We start from the raw sequence: 22,900 nt of genomic DNA, 5'->3' as shown, positions 1-22,900 counted from the left end.
TTTCCAGTTCTCCAAAGAACAATTCCCGTGTGTTGGTTTAACGTTTGCATCTGATTGCTTGATCGCCCCGCACGGGAACAGGGCGGCACCAGATCGCAGACAAAAAGAATGCCCCGGGCTTGTCAGCCCGGGGCGAGTCACTTACTTGGCGCGAGCGGCCATGATGGCCTCGGCCACGTTACGCGGTGCTTCGGCGTAGTGCTTGAACTCCATCGTGTACGTTGCGCGGCCTTGCGACATGGAACGCAGCGTGGTCGAGTAGCCGAACATTTCGGGCAGCGGGACCTCGGCCTTGATGGCCTTGCCGCCACCCACCATGTCGTCCATGCCCTGCACCATGCCGCGACGGGAAGACAGGTCACCCATCACGTTACCGGCGTAGTCTTCCGGCGTTTCCACTTCCACAGCCATCATGGGCTCAAGGATGACCGGGTTGGCCTTCTTACAGGCTTCCTTGAAACCGAAGATAGCGGCCATCTTGAACGCGTTTTCGTTCGAATCCACATCGTGGTAGGAACCGAAAGTCAACGCCACCTTGACGTCCACCACCGGGTAGCCGGCCAGCACGCCAGAGTTCAGGGCCTCGATCACGCCCTTTTCCACGGCCGGGATGAATTCACGCGGCACCACGCCGCCCTTGATTTCATCGAGAAACTCGAAACCCTTGCCCGCCTCGTTCGGCTCGACGCGGAACACCACGTGACCGTATTGACCCTTACCGCCGGACTGACGAACGAACTTGCCTTCGACGTCGGCCACACCCTTGCGGATGGTTTCGCGGTAAGCCACTTGCGGCTTGCCCACATTGGCTTCCACGCCAAATTCGCGCTTCATGCGGTCCACGATGATTTCGAGGTGCAGCTCGCCCATGCCGCCAATGATGGTCTGACCGGACTCTTCGTCGGTCTGCACGCGGAACGACGGATCTTCTGCCGCCAGACGCTGCAGCGCAATACCCATCTTTTCCTGGTCTGCCTTGGACTTCGGCTCCACAGCCTGACGAATCACCGGCTCAGGGAACACCATGCGCTCCAGGGTGATCACAGCAGCGGGATCGCACAGGGTTTCACCCGTGGTCACATCCTTCAGGCCCACGCAAGCAGCGATGTCGCCGGCGCGGATTTCTTCCACTTCTTCGCGGTTGTTGGCGTGCATTTGCACGATACGGCCGATACGCTCTTTCTTGCCGCGCACCGCGTTGTACACGGTGTCGCCCTTTTTCAGAACGCCGGAGTACACACGCACAAAAGTCAACTGGCCCACAAAGGGGTCCGTCATCAACTTGAATGCGAGCGCCGAGAACTTCTCGTTGTCATCCGCCTTGCGGGTGACTTCCTTCTCTTCTTCATCGAAGCCAGGAACCGGGGGCACATCCACCGGCGAAGGCAGCAGCTCGACCACAGCATCCAGCATGCGCTGAACGCCCTTGTTCTTGAAGGCGGTACCGCACAGCATGGGCTGAATTTCCGTAGCCAGCGTACGCTGACGCAGACCAGCGGTGATCTCGGCCTCGGACAAGTCGCCTTCTTCCAGGTACTTGTTCATCAGCTCTTCAGAGGCTTCGGCTGCAGCTTCCACCATCTTCTCGCGCCACTCCTTGGCCAGCGGAACGAGGTCAGCCGGGATCTCTTCGAAGGTGAACTTCATGCCCTGGGAAGCCTCGTCCCAGATGATGGCCTTCATCTTGCGCAGATCGACCACACCCTTGAAACCTTCCTCAGCACCGATCGGGATCACGATCGGCACGGGGTTGGCCTTCAGGCGCAGCTTCATCTGGTCCACGACCTTGAAGAAGTTGGCACCGGTACGGTCCATCTTGTTCACAAAGGCCAGACGCGGCACCTTGTACTTATTAGCCTGACGCCACACGGTTTCCGACTGGGGCTGCACGCCGCCCACAGCGCAATAGACCATGCAGGCGCCGTCCAGCACGCGCATGGAACGCTCCACTTCAATCGTGAAGTCCACGTGGCCGGGGGTATCGATGATGTTGAAACGGTGCTCGGGGAAGGAATTGTCCATACCCTTCCAGAAGCAGGTGGTGGCAGCGGAGGTGATCGTGATGCCACGCTCCTGCTCCTGCTCCATCCAGTCCATGGTGGCGGCGCCGTCGTGCACCTCACCAATCTTGTGATTCACGCCGGTATAAAAAAGGATACGCTCGGTCGTGGTGGTCTTGCCGGCGTCAATGTGCGCCGAGATACCGATATTGCGGTAGCGCTCAATGGGGGTATTGCGTGCCATGATGTTCTTTCGTTGAAACGGGGAAGGCCCGCACACGGCGGGCCTGCACACCAGTTGGGGCAGTGGAGCTTAGAAACGGAAGTGCGAGAAGGCCTTGTTGGCCTCAGCCATACGGTGCACTTCGTCACGCTTCTTCATGGCGCCGCCACGACCTTCCACGGCTTCCATCAATTCATTGGCCAGACGCAGGGCCATGGACTTCTCACCGCGCTTGCGGGCAGCTTCCTTGATCCAGCGCATGGAGAGAGCCAAGCGACGGACGGGGCGCACCTCAACCGGCACCTGGTAGTTGGCACCACCAACGCGACGGGACTTCACCTCAACCATCGGCTTGACGTTGTTGATGGCGGTGGTGAAGAGCTCCAGCGGGTCTTTGCCGGTCTTCTGCTCAATGGTTTCGAGGGCGCCGTAAATGATGCGCTCGGCAACCGCTTTTTTGCCGCCTTCCATGATCACGTTCATGAACTTGGAGAGCTCGACATTGCCGAATTTCGGATCCGGCAGGATTTCACGTTTAGGGACTTCGCGACGACGTGGCATATTTCACCTCATATTGCTTCAGTTGGCATCTTTTCAGACACCGCGAAAGTTATCTAAAACTTCCACTTACTCGACCCACACCAACGATTTGGCGCTTCGGGTCACTTCGCTGCATCTCCGCGCCACGCGGGAAACAGCACCGATCGAATGCTGGAAACCAGGGCTTTTATTTGGCCTTGGGCTTCTTCGCACCGTACTTGGAACGCGACTGCTTGCGGTCTTTCACGCCCTGCAGGTCCAGCGAACCGCGCACGATGTGGTAACGCACACCCGGCAAGTCCTTGACACGACCACCGCGCACGAGCACCACGGAGTGTTCCTGCAGGTTGTGGCCTTCACCGCCGATGTAGGAGATGACCTCAAAACCGTTGGTCAGGCGCACCTTGGCGACCTTACGCAAAGCGGAGTTAGGCTTTTTAGGCGTCGTGGTGTACACACGGGTGCAGACACCACGGCGCTGTGGAGAGTTTTGCATCGCAGGGCTTTTGGACTTGGTCGTTTCGACCTCACGCCCCTGACGCACGAGCTGGTTAATGGTTGGCATTGAAAAACGTCCCTCAACGTTTGAAAAAACGAAAACGTGAAACCCTTCGGAAATTCCGAAAAGCCTTCTAGTGTATCAGCAGACCCCGATCACCGCAATGGTTTTAATGCAGACGGCGTAGTGCCCACTCACTTTCAACGAGTCTTCTGACTCATTTGATCCACAGGCGGACGGCATCCCAAGCGCGTCCCAGCACACCGGCTTGGTCAACCGCCTCCAGTGCCAGCAGCGGCACATCGACAAGTGATTGCTCACCTGATGTCACCTTCAGCGTGGCCAGCTGCTGCCCTTTCGGGAAGGGGGCCACCAGGGGATCCGCCCGCACCACGGCCGTCTTCAGCCGCGCAGCCGTACCGGCCGGCACCGCCACCACAATGGCTTGCGGCTGGCCCAGGCCCACTTTCGAGGATTTCCCCTTCCAGACACTCGGCGTCACCACCGCCTGATTGGCCTCGAACAGCTTGACCGCCTCAAACGCGGTGTAGCCCCAGTTCAGCAATTTCTGCGACTCGTTGGCGCGCGCCTGCTCGCTGGCGGTGCCGAGCACGATGGACAGCAGGCGACGGGGACCACTGGCGTCAGGTGAGCCTAGTGCGGCACCTGGTTTGCCCAGATTGGGAAAGTCACGCTTGGCCGTGGCTATCAGGCAGTAGCCGGCGGCCTCGGTGTGGCCGGTCTTGAGGCCGTCAACCGTCGGATCGCGGAACAGCAGCAAATTGCGATTCGAGTCGTTGGCCGCCGGCGTTCCTTCATAACGGTATTTGCGAATGGCGTAGTAGTGCACATATTCCGGGAAGTCGCGCATCAGCCGCGTGGCCAGAATGCTCAGGTCGCGTGCAGTGGTGGTGTGGCCGGCCTCGGTCAACCCTTCCGGATTCTTGTAGCCCGTGTTCTTCATGCCCAAGGCCTTGGCCTGCTCGTTCATGAGTTGCACAAAGCGCTCGGCCGAGCCCCCCACGCCCTCCGCCAAGGCCATCGTGGCATCGTTGCCGGACTGCACGATCATGCCCTTGATCAGGTCTTCCACCGGCACCTTCATCTTCGGGTCGATAAACATGCGGGACCCCGGCATGCGCCAGGCGCGCTCGCTCACCGGCAGCGTTTGCTTGAGATCGATCTTCCTGGCACGTAAGGCATCGAACACCAGATAAGCCGTCATCAGCTTGGTCAGCGAGGCCGGCTCCACCGGGCTGTCGATGTCCTTGGCCGCCAGCATCTGGTTGGCCGTGACATCCAGCAGCAAATAAGAGCGCGCCGCGATTTCGGGCGGCTGCGGCATCCCCTGGGCCGTGGCAGAAACGCTGGCCACACACAAAGACAAAACAGTCGTCAGGGCAAGAAACAGTTTTTTCATCAGACAGGTGAACTGAGGTGGCGAACCACCAGGTTTTTCAGAAGAGGCAATTGCCCATGGAAGAAATGGCTGCCGCCAGGAATCACGGTCACCGGCAACACTTGCGGGCGCGCCCAGTCCATGACGGAACTCAGGGGCACGGTGTCGTCATGCTCGCCGTGAACCACCAGTGTGCGCTCATGCACCTCGGGCGGCAGCGTGGCGACCTGGAAGCGGCTGGCCGCCGTCCCCACGAACACCAGCTTCTCGATCTGCCGCTGCGGCCACAAGGACAGCAGCGCCTGGCTCATGACGAAGGAGCCAAAGGAAAAGCCGGCCAGCGCCAACGGGCCCTCCGGGGCGCATTGCTGCACCACGGCGAGCAGATCCTGCGCTTCACCCCGCCCTTCATCGTGCGCCCCCGCGGTCGCGCCAACACCCCGGAAATTGAAGCGCACAGCGCGCCAACCGCACTGCACGAAGGCACGCGCCAGTGTCTGTACCACCTTGTTGTCCATGGTGCCGCCGAACAGGGGATGCGGATGCGCAATGACAGCCACACCGCGAGGCGCGGCGCCTGCCGCCAGTTGCGGCGCGTCGCTCAGGGCCTCGATGGTCCCGACCGGGCCATCGAGCAGCAAGCGTTCAGTCTGGGCGTTCATCTCAACGCCCTAGATGCGGCGGCGTCAGCAGACGCTCCACCACCTGGCCGTTTTTCAGGTGCGACTCGACGATCTCATCAATGTCCGAAGCATCCACATAGGAATACCAGACCGCTTCGGGATACACCACCGCCACCGGTCCGGCTGCACAGCGATCGAGGCAACCCGCCTTGTTCACACGCACCTGGCCGGGCCCGGCCAGGCCGGCGGCCTTGACCAGCGATTTGCAGCGATCGAACGCTTCCTGCGCCTGGTGCCGGGCGCAGCACTCCGAGCCGTCGGAGCGTTCATTGAGGCAGAAAAAGATGTGCCGCTGGTAGTAGGAAGAGGATGCTGGCGGGGTCTTGGGATCGTTCATACGCTCATTCTAGTTTTTCGCACCCTGTTGCCAGACGCGCGTGAGCACATACAGCAAGGCGGCATAGGGCCACAGCCAGCCCAGCCACTGCGCCAGCCCGTGAAAGCGGATGAACCGCCCCTGCTCCCAGGTTTGCAGGGTTTGCGCGAAATAGGCGCTGGTGGGCGCCTGGTTGATGATGCTCAGAAACACCCCCAGGGCCAGCAGCATCAGGGCAGCGCTGGTGCGCTCCGGCACGCCCAGCAACAGCAAGGCCAGGACCAGCGCCAGCCCGAGCCCGACCTGTACCGGCAGTTCGAACCAGGCCCAGGCGTGCATCGGCCCGAAGCTCAGCGCCGCCGACAGTGCTGTCGCCGCCACCCCCACAGCCAGCACAACCAGCACCAGCATGGCCCGGCGCGCCCGTGCACGGATAACACAGAAACCGAGCAGGCAGGGGATCAGCGCCCCCAGCATCACACAGGCCAGTTCGGCGCCCGGCACCAGGGGCTGCAACTCGACGTCGCGCACCGGCAACCATTCCAGAAATGGCGTGTCCAGCAGCAGTTCGGCCAGGCCGGCTTCGAGCCGCTCGAACACCTGCCCCAGCCCCAGCGGCACCGCCGCCGGGAACAGCAAGGCCAGCGGCCACAAGGCCAGCAGGACCAACGCACCGCGCGCATCGGACACGAACCAGCGCGCACGAAAGCGGCTCCAGCGCGACAGCGCACCCAAGCGCTCCAGCAAGGCGGCCAACACGGCCCCGGTCCAGGCGCCCAGAACGTTGAGCACGAAATCCACGTTCGACGGCACCCGTGCCGGCAGATAGACCTGCAGCGCCTCCAGCAGCAGGGAGAGCCCGAATGCGGCCAGCGTGGCAAGGCGCACGGCATGGGCGCCGCGCCCGGTGCGCAGGGCGCTCAGCGCCAGGAAAAAGCCCAGCGGCGCATACCCCAACACATTCGACACCAGGTCAAAACCGGTCCAGTACTGGGGAAGTGGCGCCCACAGGAAGTCCCACGGCGCCACCCCCCGGTCGCGCCAGTCGGCAAAGGGGTAAAGACTGGCATAAACGATCAGACCGGCATAGACCAGGGCCAGCGGCCAGGCAGAGGTCTTGTGCATCGCCACGCCCCTCAGAAGGGTTTGACCACCACCAGAATGACGGCCAGCAAGAGCAGCAGCACCGGGACTTCGTTGTACCAGCGGAACCAGACATGGCTGCGCTGGACCGCCCCTTGCTGGAATTTTTTCAGCAGAACACCACAGCTGTGGTGGTAGCCCAGCACCAGCACCACGATCGCCAGCTTGGCATGCAGCCAGCCATTGCCCGCGCCCTTGCCGATGCCGTAACCGAGCCAGAGCCAAAGGCCGAACACCAGCGCCGGCACCGCCAGCATCGTCGTGAAGCGCATGAGCTTGCGCGCCATCAGCAGCAACCGCTCACGCTCGGCCACGGAATCCACCGGCACCATGGCCAGGTTGACGAAGATACGCGGCAGGTAGAACAGGCCGGCAAACCAGCTGGCCACGAAAACGATATGGAGCGATTTAACCCAGAGCATGGGCCGAGTTTAGTCGTGCCAAGCTCGAACGAGGGGGCGACAACCTGTTTTACAGGTTGTAGTGCAGGCTAACTTGGCCCGCAGGGGCAAGTTAAGCGAAGCGGCCGAAGACAAAAAAACCCCCAGCCGAAGCTTGGGTTGCAAGCCTTTTTTGCTGTCACACATCAAGGCCCCGCTCAGGGAGGAAAAGCGGGAGGCGGTTTCCCGCCCGACGCAAATTTAACAAAAGTGAAACCCCTTTACAAGTAGAGGGACAAGAGATTTTGACAATCGGATCTATGAAGTCAATTACCTATCTCCTTGAAATCATCGATTCGCCTGAGAAACCGGCCCCGGCAGGAATAGGGCACAATTTTCCCCATGACCCCTTACGCCCCCTACCCTTTGGGCCGGCCACGCCGGCTGCGCCGCGACGAATTCACCCGCAACCTGGTGCGTGAAAACACGCTGACCGCCCATGACCTGATCTACCCGGTGTTTGTGGTGGATGGCCAACAGCGCCGCGAGGCTGTGGCCTCCATGCCCGGTGTGGAACGCCTCAGCCTGGACCTGCTGCTGCCGGTGGCCGAGGAGTGCGTCGAACTCGGCATCCCGGTCATGGCCCTGTTCCCGGTCATCGACCCGGCGCTCAAAACCCCGGACGGCAAGGAGGCAACCAACCCCGACGGTCTGGTGCCGCGCGTGGTGCGTGCGCTCAAGCAGCACTTTCCGGAACTCGGCGTCATGACCGACGTGGCGCTGGACCCCTTCACCAGCCACGGCCAGGACGGCGTGCTCGACGACACCGGTTACATCCTGAACGACGAAACGGTGGACATCCTGACCCAGCAGGCGCTAACGCAGGCACGCGCCGGCGTGGACATCGTGGCGCCCAGCGACATGATGGACGGCCGCATCGGCGCCATCCGCAGCGAACTGGAAGCCGCCCGTCTGGTGCACACCCGCATCATGGCCTACAGCGCCAAGTACGCCAGCGCCTTCTACGGCCCGTTCCGTGATGCGGTCGGCTCGGCGTCCAACCTGGGCAAAAGCAACAAGAAGGTCTACCAGATGGACCCGGCCAACACCGACGAGGCCCTGCGCGAAGTGGCGCTGGACATCGCCGAGGGCGCCGACATGGTGATGGTCAAGCCCGGCATGCCCTACCTGGACGTGGTACGCCGCGTGAAAGATGAATTCCGCGTGCCGACCTTCGCCTACCAGGTGTCGGGCGAGTACGCCATGCTGAAGGCCGCGGCACAGAACGGCTGGCTCGACCACGACGCCGTGATGATGGAAAGCCTGCTGGCCTTCAAGCGTGCCGGCGCCGATGGCGTACTGACCTACTTCGCCATCGCCGCCGCCCGATTGCTACAAAACAAATAGCGGCTCGCGCATATCAGACAAGGGTTAAGGGCTTATTTGACCCATAACCCCATCTCCCATCACCCCCATCAGGAACCTCCCATGCGTGTTTTCAGCATCAGTCCCGGCGGTGTGGTGGAAAGCGCGGCACTGCCGGACCGCCTGCCCGAGCTCGGTCATGTCTGGATCGCCTGCACGCGCCAGGAGTTCGGCGAGCAGCTGGCGCCGATCCAGGCGATGCTTCAGGCCTTGTGCGGCCTGCAACTGGTCGACCTGCACGTGTCCGACCTGCTCAACTCGCACCTGCCCTCGCACTTCGACTACACCTCGCAGTACGACCTGCTGGTGTTCCGCCGGCTGGCGGCGGCAGGCAGCACAGCGGAAGCCCCTTCTCCAACCCCGGCCAAACCGCAGAAACGCAGCGGCCCGCCCATCCTCAAGCGCCTGGACACCAGCCCGGTCGGCTTTGCGGTGTTCGAGCGCGTGCTGCTGACGGTGCACCCGGCCGACTGCGCAGCGCGTGATGCCTATGCGACCCGCCTGCTGCAGTCCACGGCCACCGACATCCGCAATGCCAACAGCCGTCTGCCCACCTCCGCGGCCGACCTGATGCTGCGCCTGGTCAACCAGATGGTCGACGGTTTTCTGGAATTGCGGCGCGAACTCACGCGCCAACTCGACCACTGGCAGACCGAGCTGCTCAACCCGCGCACCCGCTTCAACAACTGGGCCGCCCTGCTTGAAGCGCGCCTGTCGCTGCACCAGCTCGACGAAATCTGCGAAGACCAGCGCGCCGCCATCCAGGACTGGATCGAAACCGTCAAGACCTGGCCCGAGGCAACCACCCCCGCCGCGCAGCGCGAGCGCGACCTGCTGCAGGTGCGCAGCCGCGACGTGCTGGAACACATCGAGCGCGTGGTGCACCACGTGCGCCGGCTGGAACAAAGCGCCGAGACCGCGGTGCAGATGCACTTCAACGCCCAGAGCAACCGCACCAACGACATCATGCGCACGCTCACGGTGCTGACCGCCATCTTCCTGCCGCTCAATCTGATCGCCGGCATCTTCGGCATGAATTTCGAGCACATCCCACTGTTGCACAGCGACAGCGGCTTCTGGTGGGCCATGACGTCCATGGGCCTGATTGCGCTGGCGCTGGCACTGCTGTTCTGGCGCAAGCGCTACTTGGAGCGCAGCGGACGCTGATCTCAGGCCGGCCCGGCTGCGGGCGGATCGCCGATCTTGAGGTGTTCCAGCAGATCGGCCACCAGTTCCAGACGCAGCAGCGGGTTGTCGATCGTCAGAAACTGCTGCTTGAGTTGCGGACTCACCGGCAGCAGCTCGCTCCAGCGATTGGCCAGCCAGCCGCAGTCGTCCCAACGGTACGGGGCTTGCACCGGAAAATTCTGTGCATCACCTTGCGCCTGCACCTGGGCCAACAGCTGCTCCAGCCCGCGCCGCACGTACGCCAGGTCTGCCGGCACCGGCACCGGCGGGTCATCGGGCAGCCACTCGGCCTGCCCGACCCACAAGCCGTGTTTGAGCTGTTCGCTGCTGCCCAAGCGAAAACGCCGACCACCGTGGCAGCGGATCACCATCAACCCCGGCTGCGGCCGCTCCAGGCTGTCGATGTGCGCCAACGTACCGACCGTTTGGAAAGACTCCGTCTCGAAGGCCTCGCCGTCGGTGGCGTCGGGGTCACGTTGGCGCTGGCGCACTTCCTGCCCTTGCGTCAGGCTCACCACGCCGAACGGCGCCCCTTCCTTGTGGCAGCGCCCGATCAAATCGAGGTAGCGCACCTCGAAGATGCGCAGCGACAGCACGCCGCCGGGAAACAGCACCGTCTGCAGCGGAAACAGCGGCAAGGCAATGGCCATGGACTCAGGGCCTGGGCGTCAGGAACAGCGCGGCGCCGTTGTCCCAGGCGATGCGGCGCGCCACCGCCGGCGGCAGGTCGCCGAGCCAGCGGCGGTAGCCGCGCATCAAGTCATCGTAATAAAGCCAGCGCTGGTTGATCCAGGTGTCGGAGCCGATCAGGAAACGCGTCGGGTACTTGAGCAGCAGCGCGCGCCACTCGGGGCACAGGGCGCCGTCGCCGCAGGTCAGCCCCGGGCGGTAGGACAGCTCGCCCATCAACTGCGGGTATTTCGTGAACAAGGCCTCAACGCGTTCCACCGAAGCGCCACCGATGCCAGTGTGGGCCCAGATCAGCCGCGCTTTTGGTGCGTGTGCCAGCAGCAGGTCGATCGCCACATCGTCCACATGCGCCAGCACGGCCAGCTGCTGGTCCTGTGCGAACAGCATCAGTTTCTTCGCCACCGGACCGTTGGCGTTGGCACTGTCGTAGAGATGGAACTCGCCGATGCCGCGGTAGGGGCCGGCCGCAGTGCCGCGTGCGAACTCGGCCTGCACCATGGCGTAGATGCTCTCGTCCTGGAACCAGTTGGTGTAGTCAGCCCGGTTGCGATACAGGCGAATGAAAGGCACCACCGTGACGCCGGCGGCACGCGTGGCCTCGCGCGCCTCGGCCAAGGCCTTGGTGCCGTCGTTGGGCCGGCTGTTGGCAACAATGGCCTGCACACCGTTGCGCTGCATGCGTGCCAGCACATCGCCCAAGGGGTGCGGCCCGGCCTGCCCGTTCCAGGCCTCCTCGTTGTAGTGCAGGTGCGCATCAAACAGCGGACCACTGTAATCAGCCGCCTGAACCCAGCCAGAAAACGCTCCTAAAACAAGAGCGGTTAGCGCATAGTTGACGCGGCACAAGGCCTTAAAACACTTGAAAGCCGCGGGCCACCACATGGCTCACCCCAGGTGTTTGGCGAAGAAGGCCAGCGTGCGCTCGCGCGCCAAGGCCGCGGCCGCAGCGTCGTAGGCGCCGCGGTGGTCGCAGTTGAAGCCGTGGTTGGCCGGGTAGATGTGCGTCTCGACTTCAGGATGCGTCTGCTGGAAGGCGGCCACGCCATCGAGCGGGATCCAGTGGTCCTTCTCGCCGAAATGGGCCAGCACCGGGCACTTCGGCGTGCGCGCGATTTCGGCCGGCGCGGTGATGCCGCCGCCGTAGTAGGGCACGGCGGCGCTCACGCCCTGCAACAGGCAGGCGCTGCGCCAGGTCAGCAGGCCGCCCCAGCAGTAGCCGACCACCCCGACCTTGCCGGCCCGGGCCGCGTAATCGATGGCGGCCTGGATGTCCTGCAACACGCCGGGGGCGGGCAGCGCTTCCACCGTGGCCTTGAGTGCCATGCCGGCGCTCATGTCGTCGGGCGCGTAACCGAGCTCGACGCCGGGCTTGACGCGGTGGAAGGTGGACGGTGCCACCGCCAGATAGCCGGCGGCAGCATAACCGTCAGCCACGGCGCGGATGTGGGCGTTGACGCCGAAGATTTCCTGCACCACCACCACGGCGCCGCACGGCTGGGCCGCGGGTTGTGCCACGTAGGCGGGAAAGGTGAAGCCGTCGGCGGCTTTGAGGTCGATGAACTGGCCCATGGTGTTTTCTCCTTGCGTTTGCTTATCGGTTCTTGAGCTTGCGCTCGACAAAATCGAGCCGGTCCTGGCCCCAGAAAATTTCGCCGTCAATGACGTAGCTGGGCGCACCGAAGACGCCGGCCTCGATCGCCTGTTGGGTGTTGGCCTCGTAGCGCTCGCGCACCGTCTGGCTGAAAGCCTGCTCGAGCCGCCGGGCATCCAGCCCCTGCTCAGCCAGCAGTTCGGCCAGCACCTTCTCGTCGGCGATGTTGCGCTCCTGCGCCCAGCAGGCTGCCAACACAGCACTGGTGAGCTTCATGGCGGCGGCGGTGCCGTCGTGCAGGTCGACGGCAATGATCAGGCAGGCCGCATCATCGCCGCTGACCGGAAAGTATTTGGGCTGGACGTGCAGCGGCATCTGCAGATGCTCGCTGTAGCGCTTGAGCTCCAGCAGGCGGTAGGCCTGGCGCTGCGGCGCGCGCTTCGGCAGCGGCAGACCGCCGGAGATGGGGAACACCTTGCCGCCCAGGTCGACCGGCAAGACGCGAAGAGTGGCGTTGGCAGCCTGGACCATGGCAGCAAAGCGCTGGTGGCCAAGGTAGGTCCAGGGGCTTTGCGGCGCAAAGTAATAGTCAACTGTGTGACGCATGCGTGTCTCCTCGTTTCGGCGGCAATGGTATCTTGTCATCCATCCACACGCAGGAGAATGGTCTTGGACAAGGTGCTACTCATCACCGGCGGCAGTCGCGGCATTGGCGCGGCCACCGCCCTGCTGGCCGCCAGTCGTGGCTACGCGGTGGCGGTCAACTACACCGCCAATTCGCTGGCGGCCGACGAAGTGGTGCGGCAGATCCGCGCCGGCGGCGGCAAGGCCATCACGGTCCAGGCCGATGTGGCCGACGAGGCGCAGGTGCTGGCCATGTTCGAGCAGGTCAACGCCAAGCTCGGGCGGCTCACGGCGCTGGTGAACAACGCCGGCGTGGTGGACACCGCGCAACGCATCGACGAGCAAAGCCTGGCGCGCTGGCGCCGCATGTTCGAGATCAACGTTTTCGGCACCCTGCTGTGTGCGCGCGAGGCGGTGCGGCGCATGAGCACGCGCCACGGCGGCAGCGGTGGTGCCATCGTGAATGTGAGCAGCGTGGCCGCCACCCTGGGCGCCGCCAACCAGTACGTGGACTACGCCGCCGCCAAGGGCGCCATCGACGTCTTCACACTCGGCCTGGCGCGCGAGGTGGCGACCGAGGGTGTGCGCGTCAATGCGGTGCGCCCCGGCGTCATCGACACCGGGATCCACGCCAGCGGCGGCCAGCCCGACCGTGCCCAGCGTCTGGCACCGCAGATCCCGATGCAGCGCCCCGGCACGGCGCAGGAAATCGCCAACGCCATCGTCTGGCTGCTGTCCGATGAAGCCAGTTACGCCACCGGCAGCATTCTGGACCTGACCGGGGGACGCTGATGACCACGAAGACCATCAAGTACTACTGGGAAGACCTCGCGCCCGGCTCGACGCGCCAGCTCGGCAGCGTCAGCCCGACCAAGGAACAGATCCTCTCGTTCGCCGGCCAGTTCGACCCGCAGCCCTTTCACCTTGACGAAGCCGCCGCCCAGGCCTCGGTGTTCGGCAGCCTGTGTGCCAGCGGCTGGCACACCTGCGCCATGGCCATGCGTCTGATGGTGGACAACTTCCTGAGCGAGGCCGCCAGTCTGGGTTCACCCGGGCTGGAGAGCCTGAAGTGGCTCAAACCGGTGTTTCCGGATGACACGCTGTCCTTGAGCCACACCATCCTGGAAAGCCGGCCCATGGCCAGCCGGCCGGATGTGGGCCTGGTGCGCACCGTGTGGGAAATGCACAACCAGCACGGCGACAAGGTGCTGCACATGGAAGGCTGGGGCATGTTCCGTCGCCGCACGCCGGCCCCGGCATCACCCGCCGCATGACGCCGGTCTGATGCCGGCGCTACGGCGTCACTGCAGCGTCAGCGTCAGCGCCACTGCCGCAGCCACTGCGCCAGCTCGTCCACCGTGGCATCGGTGGCGGCGCTCAGGGCGCGCACGCCACCCGCCGCATCGGCACTCGGCGCTGGCCGCTTCACCACCACCGTGCGTTGCGCCATCATGCGCTCGCCCGACGGCAGGCGCTGGCGCACGGTGGCACGCAGGCGCAGCAAGCCGCTGCTCTTGTCGGCGGCATCAAACACCTGGCTGAACTCTTCCAGCTCCAGTTGCAGCACACGCTGCGCGTCTTCGCCCGGGCGCAGCACCGTGAACTGGCCGCTCAAGCCCTCGCGCAGGCGCTGCTGCACCAGCTCGGCCGGCGACATGGCCCAGCGCGCCTGGGTGTAGGCCCGCAGTTGCTGCTCGTTGGCATAGGCCAGGCGGTAGAGCATGGCATTGCCGTCGAGTGCTGGTGTGGCTTGCGCCGTGATCGCCAGCGCCGGCAAGGCCGCAGCCGTTGCCGTAGCGGTGCCGGACGACGGACGGACACCGAAGTCGTACAGCAGCGGGCTGGGCCCGCGCTGGGGCAGCGCACAGCCAGCCAGCAGGGCCGCCGATGTCAAGAAAAAAATGGCCAGAGGCCTCATCCAACCAGCGCCAGCAGCTCTCAAATTCATAGCAATCCTCATGGCCTCTCTCCCTGCGTCACCAACGGTATGACGAACCCTGGCTCACCGGGCCCGGGCAAGGCCAGCCCCGACCCCAGCAGCAGGGCCTGCGGGTTGTCCTGCAGCGTGCCGGCCACACGCCGCACCTGGCGGGCGGCATGACCGGTCTCGTCCAGGGTCCGGCTCAGGCGCGGCAGGATGTCACTCTCCTGCGACAGCTGGTCCAGCGCGCCACCGGGCTGCTGCAGACGCTGTGCCAGGCGGCCGTATTCGGTCACTGTTTTCTTCACTTCGTCGGCACTGCCGGCCACGCTGCCGGCCGCAGTGCGCAAGGACTGCAGCGCCGTGCCGGCCTCTTTCATCACCGGCGGCAGGCTGGCAGCCGCCTGCCCGATGGCGTCGATGCTGGTGACCAGCGTCTTCTGGTTCTCGCTGGCCAGCAGCTGGTTGATACGGCGGCTGGTTTCTTCCAGCTGGGCCAGGATGCGGCCGCTCTGCTCCGACAGCTGCCCCACCAGCCCCAGTCGCATCGGGATGCGGGCCGGTTGCTCGTCGCTGGTGGGCAGCCGCTCCTTCACCTGGCCGGTGTCGTCGAGCTGCACGAAGGCAATGCCGGTCACGCCCTGGAAACCGAGTGTGGCGAAGGTCGAGCGGGTGACCGGTGTGTCGGCCGCCACTGCGATGCGCACCAGCACATTGCCCGGCACCTGCGGATCAAAGCTGATGTCTGCCACCTTGCCGACCTTGACGCCGCGAAAGCGTACCGAGGCCTGTTGCTGCAAGCCGGTCACCGGATCGTCGGTAGTGACGTCATAGGTCAGCCACTCGCCGGATTCCCGCGTGAGCCAGACGGCCAGCGCCACCAGCAGGGCGGAGAGCAGCAGCACGAAGGCTCCGGCGGCTATGGCATGGGCTTTGTTTTCCATAAAGTTCTTTCAAGCTCGCTTTTTACACGGCGGGCGGCGTTTCGTGCAACAAGGCCACGGCGCGCCGGCCCCGTTCGCCGAGGAAGAATTCGCGGATGAAGGGATGGTCGAAGGCCATCACCTCACGCGGCGCACCGCTGACAATCACCCGGTGCTCGGCCAGCACCGCCACACGGGTGCTGAGCTCGAACAGGGTGTCCAGGTCGTGCGTGACCATCACCACCGTCAGGCCCAGCTCACGGTGCAGCGAGCGCAACAGGCGGCAAAAGGCTTCGGCGCTGTCCGGGTCCAGGCCGGCGGTGGGCTCGTCCAGCAGCAGCAAGGGCGGGTCCATCACCAGCGCACGTGCCAGCGCCACGCGCTTGATCATGCCGCCCGACAGATCGGCCGGCATCTTGTTCGCCTGCGAGGGGTCGAGCCCGACCATCTGCAGTTTGACCAGGGCGGCATCGCGCACCAGATCGTCCGGCAAGGTGCCGAGTTCACGCAGCGGAAACGCGATGTTGTCCAGCACGCTGAAGGCCGAGAACAGGGCGCCGCGCTGGAACAGCATGCCCACGCGGCTGGCCGCGCCCGGCTCGCCCAGGTGCGCCGCCGACCGGCCCATCACCGTGACGCGCCCGCTGCGCGGTCGCTCCAGGCCCAGCATCTGGCGCAGCAGCACCGTCTTGCCGCTGCCCGAGCCGCCGACAATGGACATCAGCTCACCGGCGTGGACCTGCAAGTTCAGGTCGCGGTGCACCACGAACTCCCGGCCCGCGGTGCGAAACACCGAGGACAGTTTTTCGATGTCCACCACCGGGGTGCCGGCACGCGCCTCGCTCATCGGGCACCCTCCGCGCGGCACGCGGCGGCATTCACCGTGGAAGTCATTCGGCGACTCATATGCCGACGTCCTTGAACACCACCGCAAACAGCGCATCGACCAGGATCACCACCGTGATCGAGGTCACCACCGAGGCCGTGGTGCCCTGCCCCAGACTCTCGGTGTTCGGCTTGACGCGCAAACCGTAATGGCAGCCCACCAGGGCGATGAAGACGCCGAATACCGCCGACTTGGCCGTCGCCAACGTGAGGTTGGAGGTCTTCACCGCATCCGGCAGCGTCGAGAGGAAGTAGGACGGCGTCACCCCCATCGCGAGGTCGGCGGCCAGCATGCCGCCCAGCATGGCCGCCAGCGTGGTCCATACCGACAGCAGCGGCATGGTCAGCGCCATCGCCAGCACGCGCGGCAGCACCAGCCGATACCCGCGCGCAATGCCGAGCACGCGCATGGCGTCGAGCTCCTCGGTCACACGCATCACGCCGATCTGCGCCGTGATGGTCGAGCCGGAACGCCCGGCGATCAGGATGGCCGCCAGCACCGGACCGAGTTCACGGATCAGGGAGATGCCCAGGATGTTGACGATGAAGGGGTCGGCACCAAACAGCTTGAGCTGTTGCGAGATCAGGTAGGCCAGCACCACGCCGATCAGGAAACCCACCAGCGCCGTGATCGGCAGGGCGGTGGCGCCGATGTGGTACAGGTGGCCCGAAAAGTCGCGCCACGGCCCCTGGCCCGGGTGGCGCAGCAGGTGCAGGATGTCGAGCAGCAGCTGGCCCACCAGGCGCAGCAGGCCGCGCGCATGGTCCAGGACTCGCAGGACCAACCCGCCCAGCCCCAGGAAAATCTGGCCGACCGTCAGGCGCTCCGGCGGCGGAGGCGCCTGCGTGTAGCGCGCCACCCGCTCCAGCATGGCGCGCTGTGCCGGCAACGCCTCCAGCTGCGCCGGCCATTGCCGGCCCCAGCTGTTCCACAGCAGTTGCGCGCCGGTATGGTCCAGCCACTGCAGCTGGCGCAGGTCCCAGCACTGCACTGCGTTCGGCCCCGCCTGGCTCACCCGCAACTCGCCTTGCAGCGCCGCCCAAGCGCGCGCATCCGCCAGCGCGGCCGCGGCCCACCGGCCTTGCAGCAGCGCGCAGCGCCCCTGCGGCAAGGACTGCCGGATCAGGCGTGGCGTGGTGTCGTCCATGGGCATGCAGCGGCAAAACGTTGTTTGAACTCGATGGTACATGCAGAAACCGGCACCAGCCGGTCCGCCAGGGTCGTCCCAATTCACCGCCACAATACGGGCACGGCCTGCGAGCCAGAGGAGACCCCATGAGCGAGACCACCCCCCAAGACGATTTACTGCGCGAGCAGCGCGGCCCGGTGCTGTGGCTGACCATCCAGCGCGAGGCACGCCGCAATGCCGTCAGCCACGGCGTGCTGGCGGCCATGGCGCAGGCCATCCGCGCGGCGCAGAGCCAGCGCGACATCCGCGCCATCGTCATCACCGGCGCCGGCGACAAGGCCTTTTGCGCCGGTGCCGACCTGCAGGCCAGCCAGGCCTTCACCACCGATTACTCGGAGCCGCACGGCCATGTGGCGCAGGTGCTGCGCGCCGCCAAGGCCAGCCACGTGCCGCTGATCGCACGCGTCAACGGCGCCTGCATGGCCGGCGGCATGGGCCTCTTGAGCATGTGCGACCTGGCGGTGGCGGCGCGCCATGCCGTCTTCGGCCTGCCGGAAGTGAAAGTGGGCGTGTTCCCGGCCCAGGTGCTGAGCGTGCTGCAGCACCTGATCCCGCGCCGCAAGCTGGCCGAGATGTGCCTGACCGGCGAACCGATCACGGCCAACGAAGCACTGGCGCTGGACCTGGTGAACTATGTCGACGACGATGTCGATGCGCGGCTGCAGTGGCTGCTCGATCGCCTGCTCGACAAGTCACCGGCCGCCATCCGGCGCGGCCTGTACACCATGAAAAAGATCGAGGCCATGAGCTTTGAGGAATCGATGGCTTTCACCGAAAGCCAGATCGCCCTCTTCACCTTGACCGAGGATGCCGCGGAAGGCCAGAAGGCCTTCCAGGAAAAACGCAAGGCGCAATGGCCCGGTCGTTGAACTGACCCAGGGCCGGCGCAAGCGCGCATCGGCCCGGGTGTCGGGCGCGCTCAGCAGTCCTTGTACTTGCCGTAGGCGTGGCCTTGGCCGGGATGGTCATCGAAGCAGCGGCTGTGTTTGCCGTGCTTGCCATGTTTGTGGTGACCGTCGTCGTAATAGCCGGCCTGCCCCGCCTTGGGCTGTTGTGTGGCCCCCTTGCCCAGGCTGGAGCCGGCGGCACCACCGAGACCGGCACCCACAATCGCGCCGGTCGAACCACCGACCGACTGGCCCACGGCGGCACCGGCGCCGCCGCCAATCGCACCGCCCACCATGGCGCCACTCTGGCCCGAGCCCTTGGTGCTGACCGCCGCGCCCGTGGCACCACCGACCGCACCGCCGACGATGGCGCCGTTCTTGCCACCCACCGACTGGCCGATGACCGCACCGGCAGCGGCGCCCAGGCCACCGCCCAGTAGCGTGCCGCCATCACCGGCCCACGCCGGACTGGTGGCACCGGCCACCAGCAGCACCGACCCCAGGAAGGTGCGGAAGGAAAGGGAGGAAATGGAACGATTCACAGTTTTCATTCGGTTCGTCAGATCAACAGGGATGGAAGGGTTGGCAGTGTAGGTCGGCGCAAGCCCGAAACGGCGGGCTTGTTACAGACGCACACAGACACTACAGTCCGTCACGGCAGGCGTGTAACATGGTCCGGCGTACAACGAACAAGGAAGGAACCGACATGGCAACCAACCCCGCTGCGAACGTCGCACCCAGTGGCTCGCACGAGTCCGTGAACGTGATCGGATTGATCGCTGCCTTTCTGGCACTGATCGCTGTCATGCTGCTACCCACCCCCCAAGGACTGCCCGTGGCCGGCCAGATCATGCTGGCGCTGCTGCTGTTCTCCGTCATCCTGTGGGCCACCGAGGCGGTGGACTACGCCATCAGCGCCGTGCTGATCACCGCGCTCATGGCCTTCATGCTCGGCATGGCGCCCAACGCCGCCAAGCCGGAGGCGGTGCTCGGCACCGGCCCGGCGCTCACGCTGGCCATGGGCGGTTTTGCCAACACCGCGCTGGCGCTGGTGGCAGCAGCTTGTTTCCTGTCGGCGGCCATGACCATCACCGGGTTGGACAAACGCATCGCCCTGTTCATCCTGTCCAAGGTCGGCGCGCGGACCAACCGCGTGCTGATCGGCGCCATCCTGGTCGGCATCGTGCTGTCCTTTCTGGTGCCGTCCACCACGGCGCGCGTGGCCTGCCTGGTGCCCATCATCATGGGCATCATCCTGGCTTTCGGCGTTGACAAACGCTCGCGTTTTGCCGGCATGCTGATGATCGCCACCGCGCAGGCGGCGTCTATCTGGAATGTGGGCGTGAAAACCGCCGCGGCGCAGAACATGGTGGCCATCGGTTTCATCGAAAAGACCTTCAAGACCACCATCACCTGGGGCGACTGGCTGGTGGCTGCCGCACCGTGGTCGATCCTGATGTCGATCGCGCTCTACTTCGTGATGATCAAGATGATGCCGCCGGAAACGGAGGAGATCGCCGGCGGCAAGGAAACCATCCGCCAGGCCCTGCACGAGTTGGGCCCGATGAGCTTCAACGAGAAAAAGCTGTTGTTCATCATGCTGGCCTTGCTCGGTTTCTGGGCCACCGAGAAGGTGTTGCACCCGTTTGACACTTCGTCCACCACCATCGCTGCCATCGCACTGATGTTCACGCCCGGCATTGGCGTGATGGGCTGGAAGCAGGCGCAATCGAAGATTCCATGGGGCACCATCGTGCTGTTCGGCACCGGCATCAGCCTGGGCACTGCGCTACTGCAGACCAAAGCGGCGGCTTGGCTGGCCAACATCATTGTTGCCAACCTCGGCCTGGCCGGCGCTTCAGCCTTCATGATCCTGGCGCTGCTGTCGCTGTTCCTGATCGTGGTGCACCTGGGTTTTGCCAGCGCCACCGCGCTGGCTTCGGCCATGATCCCGATCATGATCAGCGTGCTGCAGCAGATCGCCGGCTCGCCTGACGCCGCGCCGCTGAACCTGGTCGGCATGACCATGCTGCTGCAGTTCGTGGTCAGCTTCGGTTTCATCCTGCCGGTGAACGCACCGCAGAACATGGTGGCCTTCGGCACCGACACCTTCACGGTGAAGGACTTCGTGCGCACCGGCCTGGTGTTGACCGTGATCGGCTACGCGTTGGTACTGCTGCTGGGCGTTACCTACTGGCCGTGGATGGGCTACATGACGAAGTGAGATTGTTATCAGAGCATATGAGCGCCGGAATTAAGACTCGGCTGGCAGTCTGCTATCTTTTCGTTCAACGCATAGATTGGCGCAGCAGGCGATGAAAGTCAGCGAGGTCTATCCCGAACTCCTCCATTACACGACTGCCGCAGGGCTTACCGGCATCGTGTCGTCAGACTCTCTCTGGGCAACACACGGTGCCTTTCTGAATGACGCTGAGGAGATGACTCATTTTTTCGACGAGCGCTTGCCCTGTATTGCGGAGGAAGAGATTCATCGACTTGTTTCCGAGCTCGAACAGGATGGAAAGCTAAAAAAGGATGCGATTGAGAAATATGGCGGATCCCCAAAAGTTGTCAGCGACGAAGCCAGAGTTCATGTTGGTACCCTACGAAAAGTTACGTTGAACTTCAACGATCCCTACATCTTCTCGTTAAGTGCACCGCAAGACAACTACGCACGCAAATCCGGCCTTCTGAGTCAATGGCGCGGCTACGGAAGTGATGGGGGATATGCGATCGTCCTCGACACGAGGGAACTCGAGCTGCTGCTGACATCTGAGGATCGGCAACACTATTACAACGTTCTGCTGTTGCGTGAGGTGTTCTACCACGGCATTGATCTGGCGCTACAACCCTCGGCCGCAGACGATGTTAAGAAAGACGAGAAGCTGGTTTGCCAGGCAATTCGGTCACTTTCACTCAATCAGAACATTGGAGATGCTGCCAATGATGCATATAACGCCATCTCTGCGTTATCTTGTTCATATAAGCATCGTGGATTCTGGGAAGAAAAGGAAATCCGAATCGTCGCAATTCCCCCCAAAAAGGCTTTTGAGCAAGAGGCCCGAAAATTGGGCGAAGCGAGAATTCGGAGAGAAGCCAAGGCGTTTATCAAGAACGGTGTGTCAATTCCATATCTGGATCTTTTTTCCCGTGCCGCCGACAGTACAAACCGGACGCGACTACCCATCAAGCAAGTCATCATCGGCCCGCATAAAGACCGCGAGAAACGCAAGCAGGCCGTAGAAATGCTGCTCGATTCGAATGGCTACGATGTCCCCGTGACATGCTCCGATATTCCGTACATCGGGCGATAGCGAGGATGTACGCCATCGATTTGGCAGTGCCTGTCGAGTGATAACTCGTTCAAGCCATTACCGCCACACCTGCGCCAGTGCCGCCCAGGCGCTGGCCACCACCGGCTCGTTGCGGCGTGCACGCAGGCAGACGAAGCTGAGCCGGCAGTCCAGGCTGACGCGGTCGGCAATCACCAAGCCGCGCGCCTGGGCTTCGTTCATGGCGATGGTGTCGCGCACCAACGACAGCCCCACGCCGGAGCGCACCAGGTCAAGCATGGAAGCCTCCTGGTCCACCAGCGCCACCTGGCGCGGGCTCAGGCCCAGCGGTTCATAAACACTGGCCAGCAGACGGTGGTGGGCGGAAGCCGGCGGTGTGGCAATCCACGGCAATGCCGCCAGCGCCTTCCAGTCGCGCCCCAGCACCTGCTCGCCCCAGCCGGCCGGCGCCAGCACGCGGTAGGTGAAATGCGACAGCACTTTTGCTTCAAAAAGCATAGCGCTCGGCGCTTTTCCCACGAGGGTTGATGCCATTTTTGGTTCGGAATCGTCGGGCAACCCAAGGTAAAAACCGACATCAAGTTCACCGCGGCCGATCTGCGCCAGCACCTCCCCGCTCATGCCTTGGCGCAACTCGGTTTCGATCTGCGGCGCCGACTCCACCAGCTCTTTCAAGAACGCGCCCAGCCGCGTGAATTCGGGATCGAGGATGGTGCCGATGCGCAGACGTCCGCGCACCGTGTTGTGCAGACTCAGCGCGGCCTGGCTGAAATCGCTCAGGGCGGCCAGTGCCTTCTCGGCCTGCGGCAGCAGCGCCGCGCCGTCACGCGTCAGCGCCAGGCCATGCGGCGTGCGCGTGAACAGCTGCAGGCCGGTGGCTTCGGCCAGGGCCTTGAGCTGCAGGCTGACTGCCGGCTGGCTCAGGTGCAGGCGCGTGGCCGCCCGCGAGACATTGCCCTCGCGGGCAACGGCGATGAAAGCGCGCAGGGCTTGGGGGTCGGCAGCGATAGCCATATTTGCAAAATTTATATCATCATTTTGAGCAAGTCATTGGATAAACGTCTGAATATCCACGACACTTCGCCATTCCTGAGGAGACT

At 64.0% G+C, this 22,900-nt stretch carries 25 protein-coding genes; 7 read left to right on the top strand and 18 right to left on the bottom strand.

Annotated elements, in window-relative coordinates; genetic code table 11:
* Positions 1 to 141: 141 nt before the first annotated feature.
* The 8 genes from fusA to CDE01S_RS14105 all read right to left on the bottom strand — a co-directional run bounded on the left by fusA (position 142) and on the right by CDE01S_RS14105 (position 7,225).
* Positions 142 to 2,244 (bottom strand): elongation factor G, encoded by a 2,103-nt coding sequence (fusA, locus tag CDE01S_RS14140; protein WP_066708841.1) that lies wholly within the window; start codon positions 2,242 to 2,244, stop codon positions 142 to 144.
* 69 nt (positions 2,245 to 2,313) lie between these two features.
* Positions 2,314 to 2,784 (bottom strand): 30S ribosomal protein S7, encoded by a 471-nt coding sequence (gene rpsG / locus CDE01S_RS14135; protein ID WP_066708838.1) that lies wholly within the window; start codon positions 2,782 to 2,784, stop codon positions 2,314 to 2,316.
* A gap of 166 nt (positions 2,785 to 2,950) precedes the next feature.
* Positions 2,951 to 3,328, bottom strand: coding sequence for a 30S ribosomal protein S12 (gene rpsL, locus CDE01S_RS14130; protein ID WP_066708835.1), 378 nt, complete (start codon positions 3,326 to 3,328; stop codon positions 2,951 to 2,953).
* A gap of 151 nt (positions 3,329 to 3,479) precedes the next feature.
* Positions 3,480 to 4,682, bottom strand: a complete 1,203-nt coding sequence (locus tag CDE01S_RS14125; RefSeq protein ID WP_066708832.1) for a D-alanyl-D-alanine carboxypeptidase family protein — start codon at positions 4,680 to 4,682, stop codon at positions 3,480 to 3,482.
* Positions 4,682 to 5,323: an alpha/beta hydrolase gene (locus CDE01S_RS14120; RefSeq protein ID WP_066708829.1), complete on the bottom strand. Its 642-nt coding sequence runs from the start codon at positions 5,321 to 5,323 to the stop codon at positions 4,682 to 4,684. Before CDE01S_RS14120 ends, CDE01S_RS14125 begins: the two co-directional genes overlap by 1 nt.
* Position 5,324: 1 nt before the next feature.
* Positions 5,325 to 5,681, bottom strand: coding sequence for a (2Fe-2S) ferredoxin domain-containing protein (locus tag CDE01S_RS14115; RefSeq protein WP_066708826.1), 357 nt, complete (start codon positions 5,679 to 5,681; stop codon positions 5,325 to 5,327).
* Between the two features lie 9 nt (positions 5,682 to 5,690).
* Positions 5,691 to 6,785, bottom strand: coding sequence for a VanZ family protein (locus CDE01S_RS14110; protein WP_066708823.1), 1,095 nt, complete (start codon positions 6,783 to 6,785; stop codon positions 5,691 to 5,693).
* A gap of 11 nt (positions 6,786 to 6,796) precedes the next feature.
* Positions 6,797 to 7,225: a CopD family protein gene (locus tag CDE01S_RS14105; RefSeq protein WP_066708821.1), complete on the bottom strand. Its 429-nt coding sequence runs from the start codon at positions 7,223 to 7,225 to the stop codon at positions 6,797 to 6,799.
* A gap of 360 nt (positions 7,226 to 7,585) precedes the next feature.
* Between CDE01S_RS14105 and hemB the strand changes: the two genes are divergently transcribed.
* Both hemB and CDE01S_RS14095 read left to right on the top strand, forming a co-directional pair.
* Positions 7,586 to 8,590, top strand: a complete 1,005-nt coding sequence (gene hemB / locus CDE01S_RS14100; RefSeq protein WP_066708819.1) for a porphobilinogen synthase — start codon at positions 7,586 to 7,588, stop codon at positions 8,588 to 8,590.
* 81 nt (positions 8,591 to 8,671) lie between these two features.
* The gene (locus tag CDE01S_RS14095) at positions 8,672 to 9,775 is read left to right on the top strand and encodes a magnesium transporter CorA family protein (protein ID WP_066708817.1); all 1,104 of its coding nucleotides are present in this window, start codon (positions 8,672 to 8,674) and stop codon (positions 9,773 to 9,775) included.
* A gap of 2 nt (positions 9,776 to 9,777) precedes the next feature.
* Here the strand turns inward: CDE01S_RS14095 and CDE01S_RS14090 are convergent, their stop codons facing one another.
* From CDE01S_RS14090 to CDE01S_RS14075, 4 genes are read right to left on the bottom strand one after another with little or no spacing between them, the layout of a single operon-like run.
* The gene (locus tag CDE01S_RS14090; RefSeq protein ID WP_066708810.1) at positions 9,778 to 10,446 is read right to left on the bottom strand and encodes an LON peptidase substrate-binding domain-containing protein; all 669 of its coding nucleotides are present in this window, start codon (positions 10,444 to 10,446) and stop codon (positions 9,778 to 9,780) included.
* A gap of 4 nt (positions 10,447 to 10,450) precedes the next feature.
* On the bottom strand, positions 10,451 to 11,368 hold the full coding sequence (locus CDE01S_RS14085; RefSeq protein ID WP_066708806.1) for an amidohydrolase family protein: 918 nt from the start codon (positions 11,366 to 11,368) through the stop codon (positions 10,451 to 10,453).
* Positions 11,369 to 11,371: 3 nt separating this feature from the next.
* The gene (locus CDE01S_RS14080; protein WP_066708803.1) at positions 11,372 to 12,055 is read right to left on the bottom strand and encodes a dienelactone hydrolase family protein; all 684 of its coding nucleotides are present in this window, start codon (positions 12,053 to 12,055) and stop codon (positions 11,372 to 11,374) included.
* Positions 12,056 to 12,077: 22 nt separating this feature from the next.
* Positions 12,078 to 12,683, bottom strand: coding sequence for a 2-hydroxychromene-2-carboxylate isomerase (locus CDE01S_RS14075; RefSeq protein ID WP_066708800.1), 606 nt, complete (start codon positions 12,681 to 12,683; stop codon positions 12,078 to 12,080).
* Positions 12,684 to 12,746: 63 nt separating this feature from the next.
* On the opposite strand from CDE01S_RS14075, the gene CDE01S_RS14070 reads away from it, so the two are divergent.
* Both CDE01S_RS14070 and CDE01S_RS14065 read left to right on the top strand, forming a co-directional pair.
* The gene (locus tag CDE01S_RS14070) at positions 12,747 to 13,493 is read left to right on the top strand and encodes an SDR family oxidoreductase (RefSeq protein ID WP_066708847.1); all 747 of its coding nucleotides are present in this window, start codon (positions 12,747 to 12,749) and stop codon (positions 13,491 to 13,493) included.
* On the top strand, positions 13,493 to 13,975 hold the full coding sequence (locus CDE01S_RS14065) for a MaoC family dehydratase (protein ID WP_066708797.1): 483 nt from the start codon (positions 13,493 to 13,495) through the stop codon (positions 13,973 to 13,975). The genes CDE01S_RS14070 and CDE01S_RS14065 overlap by 1 nt, the downstream gene beginning before the upstream one ends.
* Before the next feature lie 44 nt (positions 13,976 to 14,019).
* Here the strand turns inward: CDE01S_RS14065 and CDE01S_RS14060 are convergent, their stop codons facing one another.
* From CDE01S_RS14060 to CDE01S_RS14045, 4 genes are all read right to left on the bottom strand, one after another.
* Positions 14,020 to 14,595, bottom strand: coding sequence for an ABC-type transport auxiliary lipoprotein family protein (locus CDE01S_RS14060; RefSeq protein ID WP_245636178.1), 576 nt, complete (start codon positions 14,593 to 14,595; stop codon positions 14,020 to 14,022).
* A 62-nt stretch (positions 14,596 to 14,657) separates the two neighbouring features.
* Positions 14,658 to 15,566 carry an MlaD family protein gene (locus tag CDE01S_RS14055; protein ID WP_066708792.1) on the bottom strand — a complete coding sequence of 303 codons (909 nt, stop codon included), beginning with the start codon at positions 15,564 to 15,566 and terminating at the stop codon, positions 14,658 to 14,660.
* Positions 15,567 to 15,588: 22 nt separating this feature from the next.
* On the bottom strand, positions 15,589 to 16,392 hold the full coding sequence (locus tag CDE01S_RS14050; protein ID WP_066708789.1) for an ABC transporter ATP-binding protein: 804 nt from the start codon (positions 16,390 to 16,392) through the stop codon (positions 15,589 to 15,591).
* Positions 16,393 to 16,447: 55 nt separating this feature from the next.
* The gene (locus CDE01S_RS14045; RefSeq protein ID WP_066708786.1) at positions 16,448 to 17,578 is read right to left on the bottom strand and encodes an MlaE family ABC transporter permease; all 1,131 of its coding nucleotides are present in this window, start codon (positions 17,576 to 17,578) and stop codon (positions 16,448 to 16,450) included.
* Positions 17,579 to 17,706: 128 nt separating this feature from the next.
* On the opposite strand from CDE01S_RS14045, the gene CDE01S_RS14040 reads away from it, so the two are divergent.
* Positions 17,707 to 18,489 (top strand): enoyl-CoA hydratase-related protein, encoded by a 783-nt coding sequence (locus CDE01S_RS14040; protein WP_066708784.1) that lies wholly within the window; start codon positions 17,707 to 17,709, stop codon positions 18,487 to 18,489.
* 50 nt (positions 18,490 to 18,539) lie between these two features.
* Here the strand turns inward: CDE01S_RS14040 and CDE01S_RS14035 are convergent, their stop codons facing one another.
* Positions 18,540 to 19,058 (bottom strand): YMGG-like glycine zipper-containing protein, encoded by a 519-nt coding sequence (locus tag CDE01S_RS14035; protein WP_066708782.1) that lies wholly within the window; start codon positions 19,056 to 19,058, stop codon positions 18,540 to 18,542.
* A gap of 155 nt (positions 19,059 to 19,213) precedes the next feature.
* Here CDE01S_RS14035 and CDE01S_RS14030 point away from each other — a divergent pair, with 155 nt between their 5' ends.
* Together CDE01S_RS14030 and CDE01S_RS14025 are read left to right on the top strand one after the other, a co-directional pair.
* Positions 19,214 to 20,731, top strand: coding sequence for a DASS family sodium-coupled anion symporter (locus CDE01S_RS14030; protein ID WP_084382898.1), 1,518 nt, complete (start codon positions 19,214 to 19,216; stop codon positions 20,729 to 20,731).
* Between the two features lie 91 nt (positions 20,732 to 20,822).
* Entirely contained in the window at positions 20,823 to 21,821 is a 999-nt protein-coding gene (locus CDE01S_RS14025) for a DUF2971 domain-containing protein (protein ID WP_157077133.1), read from the top strand.
* A 57-nt stretch (positions 21,822 to 21,878) separates the two neighbouring features.
* On the opposite strand, the gene CDE01S_RS14020 is transcribed toward CDE01S_RS14025, so the two are convergent.
* Positions 21,879 to 22,814 carry a LysR family transcriptional regulator gene (locus tag CDE01S_RS14020; protein ID WP_066708775.1) on the bottom strand — a complete coding sequence of 312 codons (936 nt, stop codon included), beginning with the start codon at positions 22,812 to 22,814 and terminating at the stop codon, positions 21,879 to 21,881.
* Positions 22,815 to 22,900: the final 86 nt, after the last annotated feature.

Origin of the sequence: Curvibacter delicatus NBRC 14919 (assembly GCF_001592265.1) — a bacterium.
Classification (GTDB): domain Bacteria; phylum Pseudomonadota; class Gammaproteobacteria; order Burkholderiales; family Burkholderiaceae_C; genus Hylemonella; species Hylemonella delicata.
This window is presented reverse-complemented; position numbering and strand designations above follow the sequence as displayed.

Bases quoted from the DNA above. Each gene is read 5' to 3' on its own strand.
- CDE01S_RS14065 (WP_066708797.1), top strand. From the start codon at position 13,493: ATGACCACGAAGACCATCAAGTACTACTGGGAAGACCTCGCGCCCGGC.
- CDE01S_RS14120 (WP_066708829.1), bottom strand. From the start codon at position 5,323: ATGAACGCCCAGACTGAACGCTTGCTGCTCGATGGCCCGGTCGGGACC.
- CDE01S_RS14095 (WP_066708817.1), top strand. From the start codon at position 8,672: ATGCGTGTTTTCAGCATCAGTCCCGGCGGTGTGGTGGAAAGCGCGGCA.
- CDE01S_RS14035 (WP_066708782.1), bottom strand. From the start codon at position 19,058: ATGAAAACTGTGAATCGTTCCATTTCCTCCCTTTCCTTCCGCACCTTC.
- CDE01S_RS14050 (WP_066708789.1), bottom strand. From the start codon at position 16,392: ATGAGCGAGGCGCGTGCCGGCACCCCGGTGGTGGACATCGAAAAACTG.
- hemB (WP_066708819.1), top strand. From the start codon at position 7,586: ATGACCCCTTACGCCCCCTACCCTTTGGGCCGGCCACGCCGGCTGCGC.
- CDE01S_RS14085 (WP_066708806.1), bottom strand. From the start codon at position 11,368: ATGTGGTGGCCCGCGGCTTTCAAGTGTTTTAAGGCCTTGTGCCGCGTC.
- CDE01S_RS14020 (WP_066708775.1), bottom strand. From the start codon at position 22,814: ATGGCTATCGCTGCCGACCCCCAAGCCCTGCGCGCTTTCATCGCCGTT.
- CDE01S_RS14045 (WP_066708786.1), bottom strand. From the start codon at position 17,578: ATGGACGACACCACGCCACGCCTGATCCGGCAGTCCTTGCCGCAGGGG.
- CDE01S_RS14075 (WP_066708800.1), bottom strand. From the start codon at position 12,683: ATGCGTCACACAGTTGACTATTACTTTGCGCCGCAAAGCCCCTGGACC.
- CDE01S_RS14105 (WP_066708821.1), bottom strand. From the start codon at position 7,225: ATGCTCTGGGTTAAATCGCTCCATATCGTTTTCGTGGCCAGCTGGTTT.
- CDE01S_RS14110 (WP_066708823.1), bottom strand. From the start codon at position 6,785: ATGCACAAGACCTCTGCCTGGCCGCTGGCCCTGGTCTATGCCGGTCTG.
- fusA (WP_066708841.1), bottom strand. From the start codon at position 2,244: ATGGCACGCAATACCCCCATTGAGCGCTACCGCAATATCGGTATCTCG.
- rpsL (WP_066708835.1), bottom strand. From the start codon at position 3,328: ATGCCAACCATTAACCAGCTCGTGCGTCAGGGGCGTGAGGTCGAAACG.
- CDE01S_RS14030 (WP_084382898.1), top strand. From the start codon at position 19,214: ATGGCAACCAACCCCGCTGCGAACGTCGCACCCAGTGGCTCGCACGAG.
- CDE01S_RS14080 (WP_066708803.1), bottom strand. From the start codon at position 12,055: ATGGGCCAGTTCATCGACCTCAAAGCCGCCGACGGCTTCACCTTTCCC.
- rpsG (WP_066708838.1), bottom strand. From the start codon at position 2,784: ATGCCACGTCGTCGCGAAGTCCCTAAACGTGAAATCCTGCCGGATCCG.
- CDE01S_RS14025 (WP_157077133.1), top strand. From the start codon at position 20,823: ATGAAAGTCAGCGAGGTCTATCCCGAACTCCTCCATTACACGACTGCC.
- CDE01S_RS14125 (WP_066708832.1), bottom strand. From the start codon at position 4,682: ATGAAAAAACTGTTTCTTGCCCTGACGACTGTTTTGTCTTTGTGTGTG.
- CDE01S_RS14090 (WP_066708810.1), bottom strand. From the start codon at position 10,446: ATGGCCATTGCCTTGCCGCTGTTTCCGCTGCAGACGGTGCTGTTTCCC.
- CDE01S_RS14115 (WP_066708826.1), bottom strand. From the start codon at position 5,681: ATGAACGATCCCAAGACCCCGCCAGCATCCTCTTCCTACTACCAGCGG.
- CDE01S_RS14055 (WP_066708792.1), bottom strand. From the start codon at position 15,566: ATGGAAAACAAAGCCCATGCCATAGCCGCCGGAGCCTTCGTGCTGCTG.
- CDE01S_RS14040 (WP_066708784.1), top strand. From the start codon at position 17,707: ATGAGCGAGACCACCCCCCAAGACGATTTACTGCGCGAGCAGCGCGGC.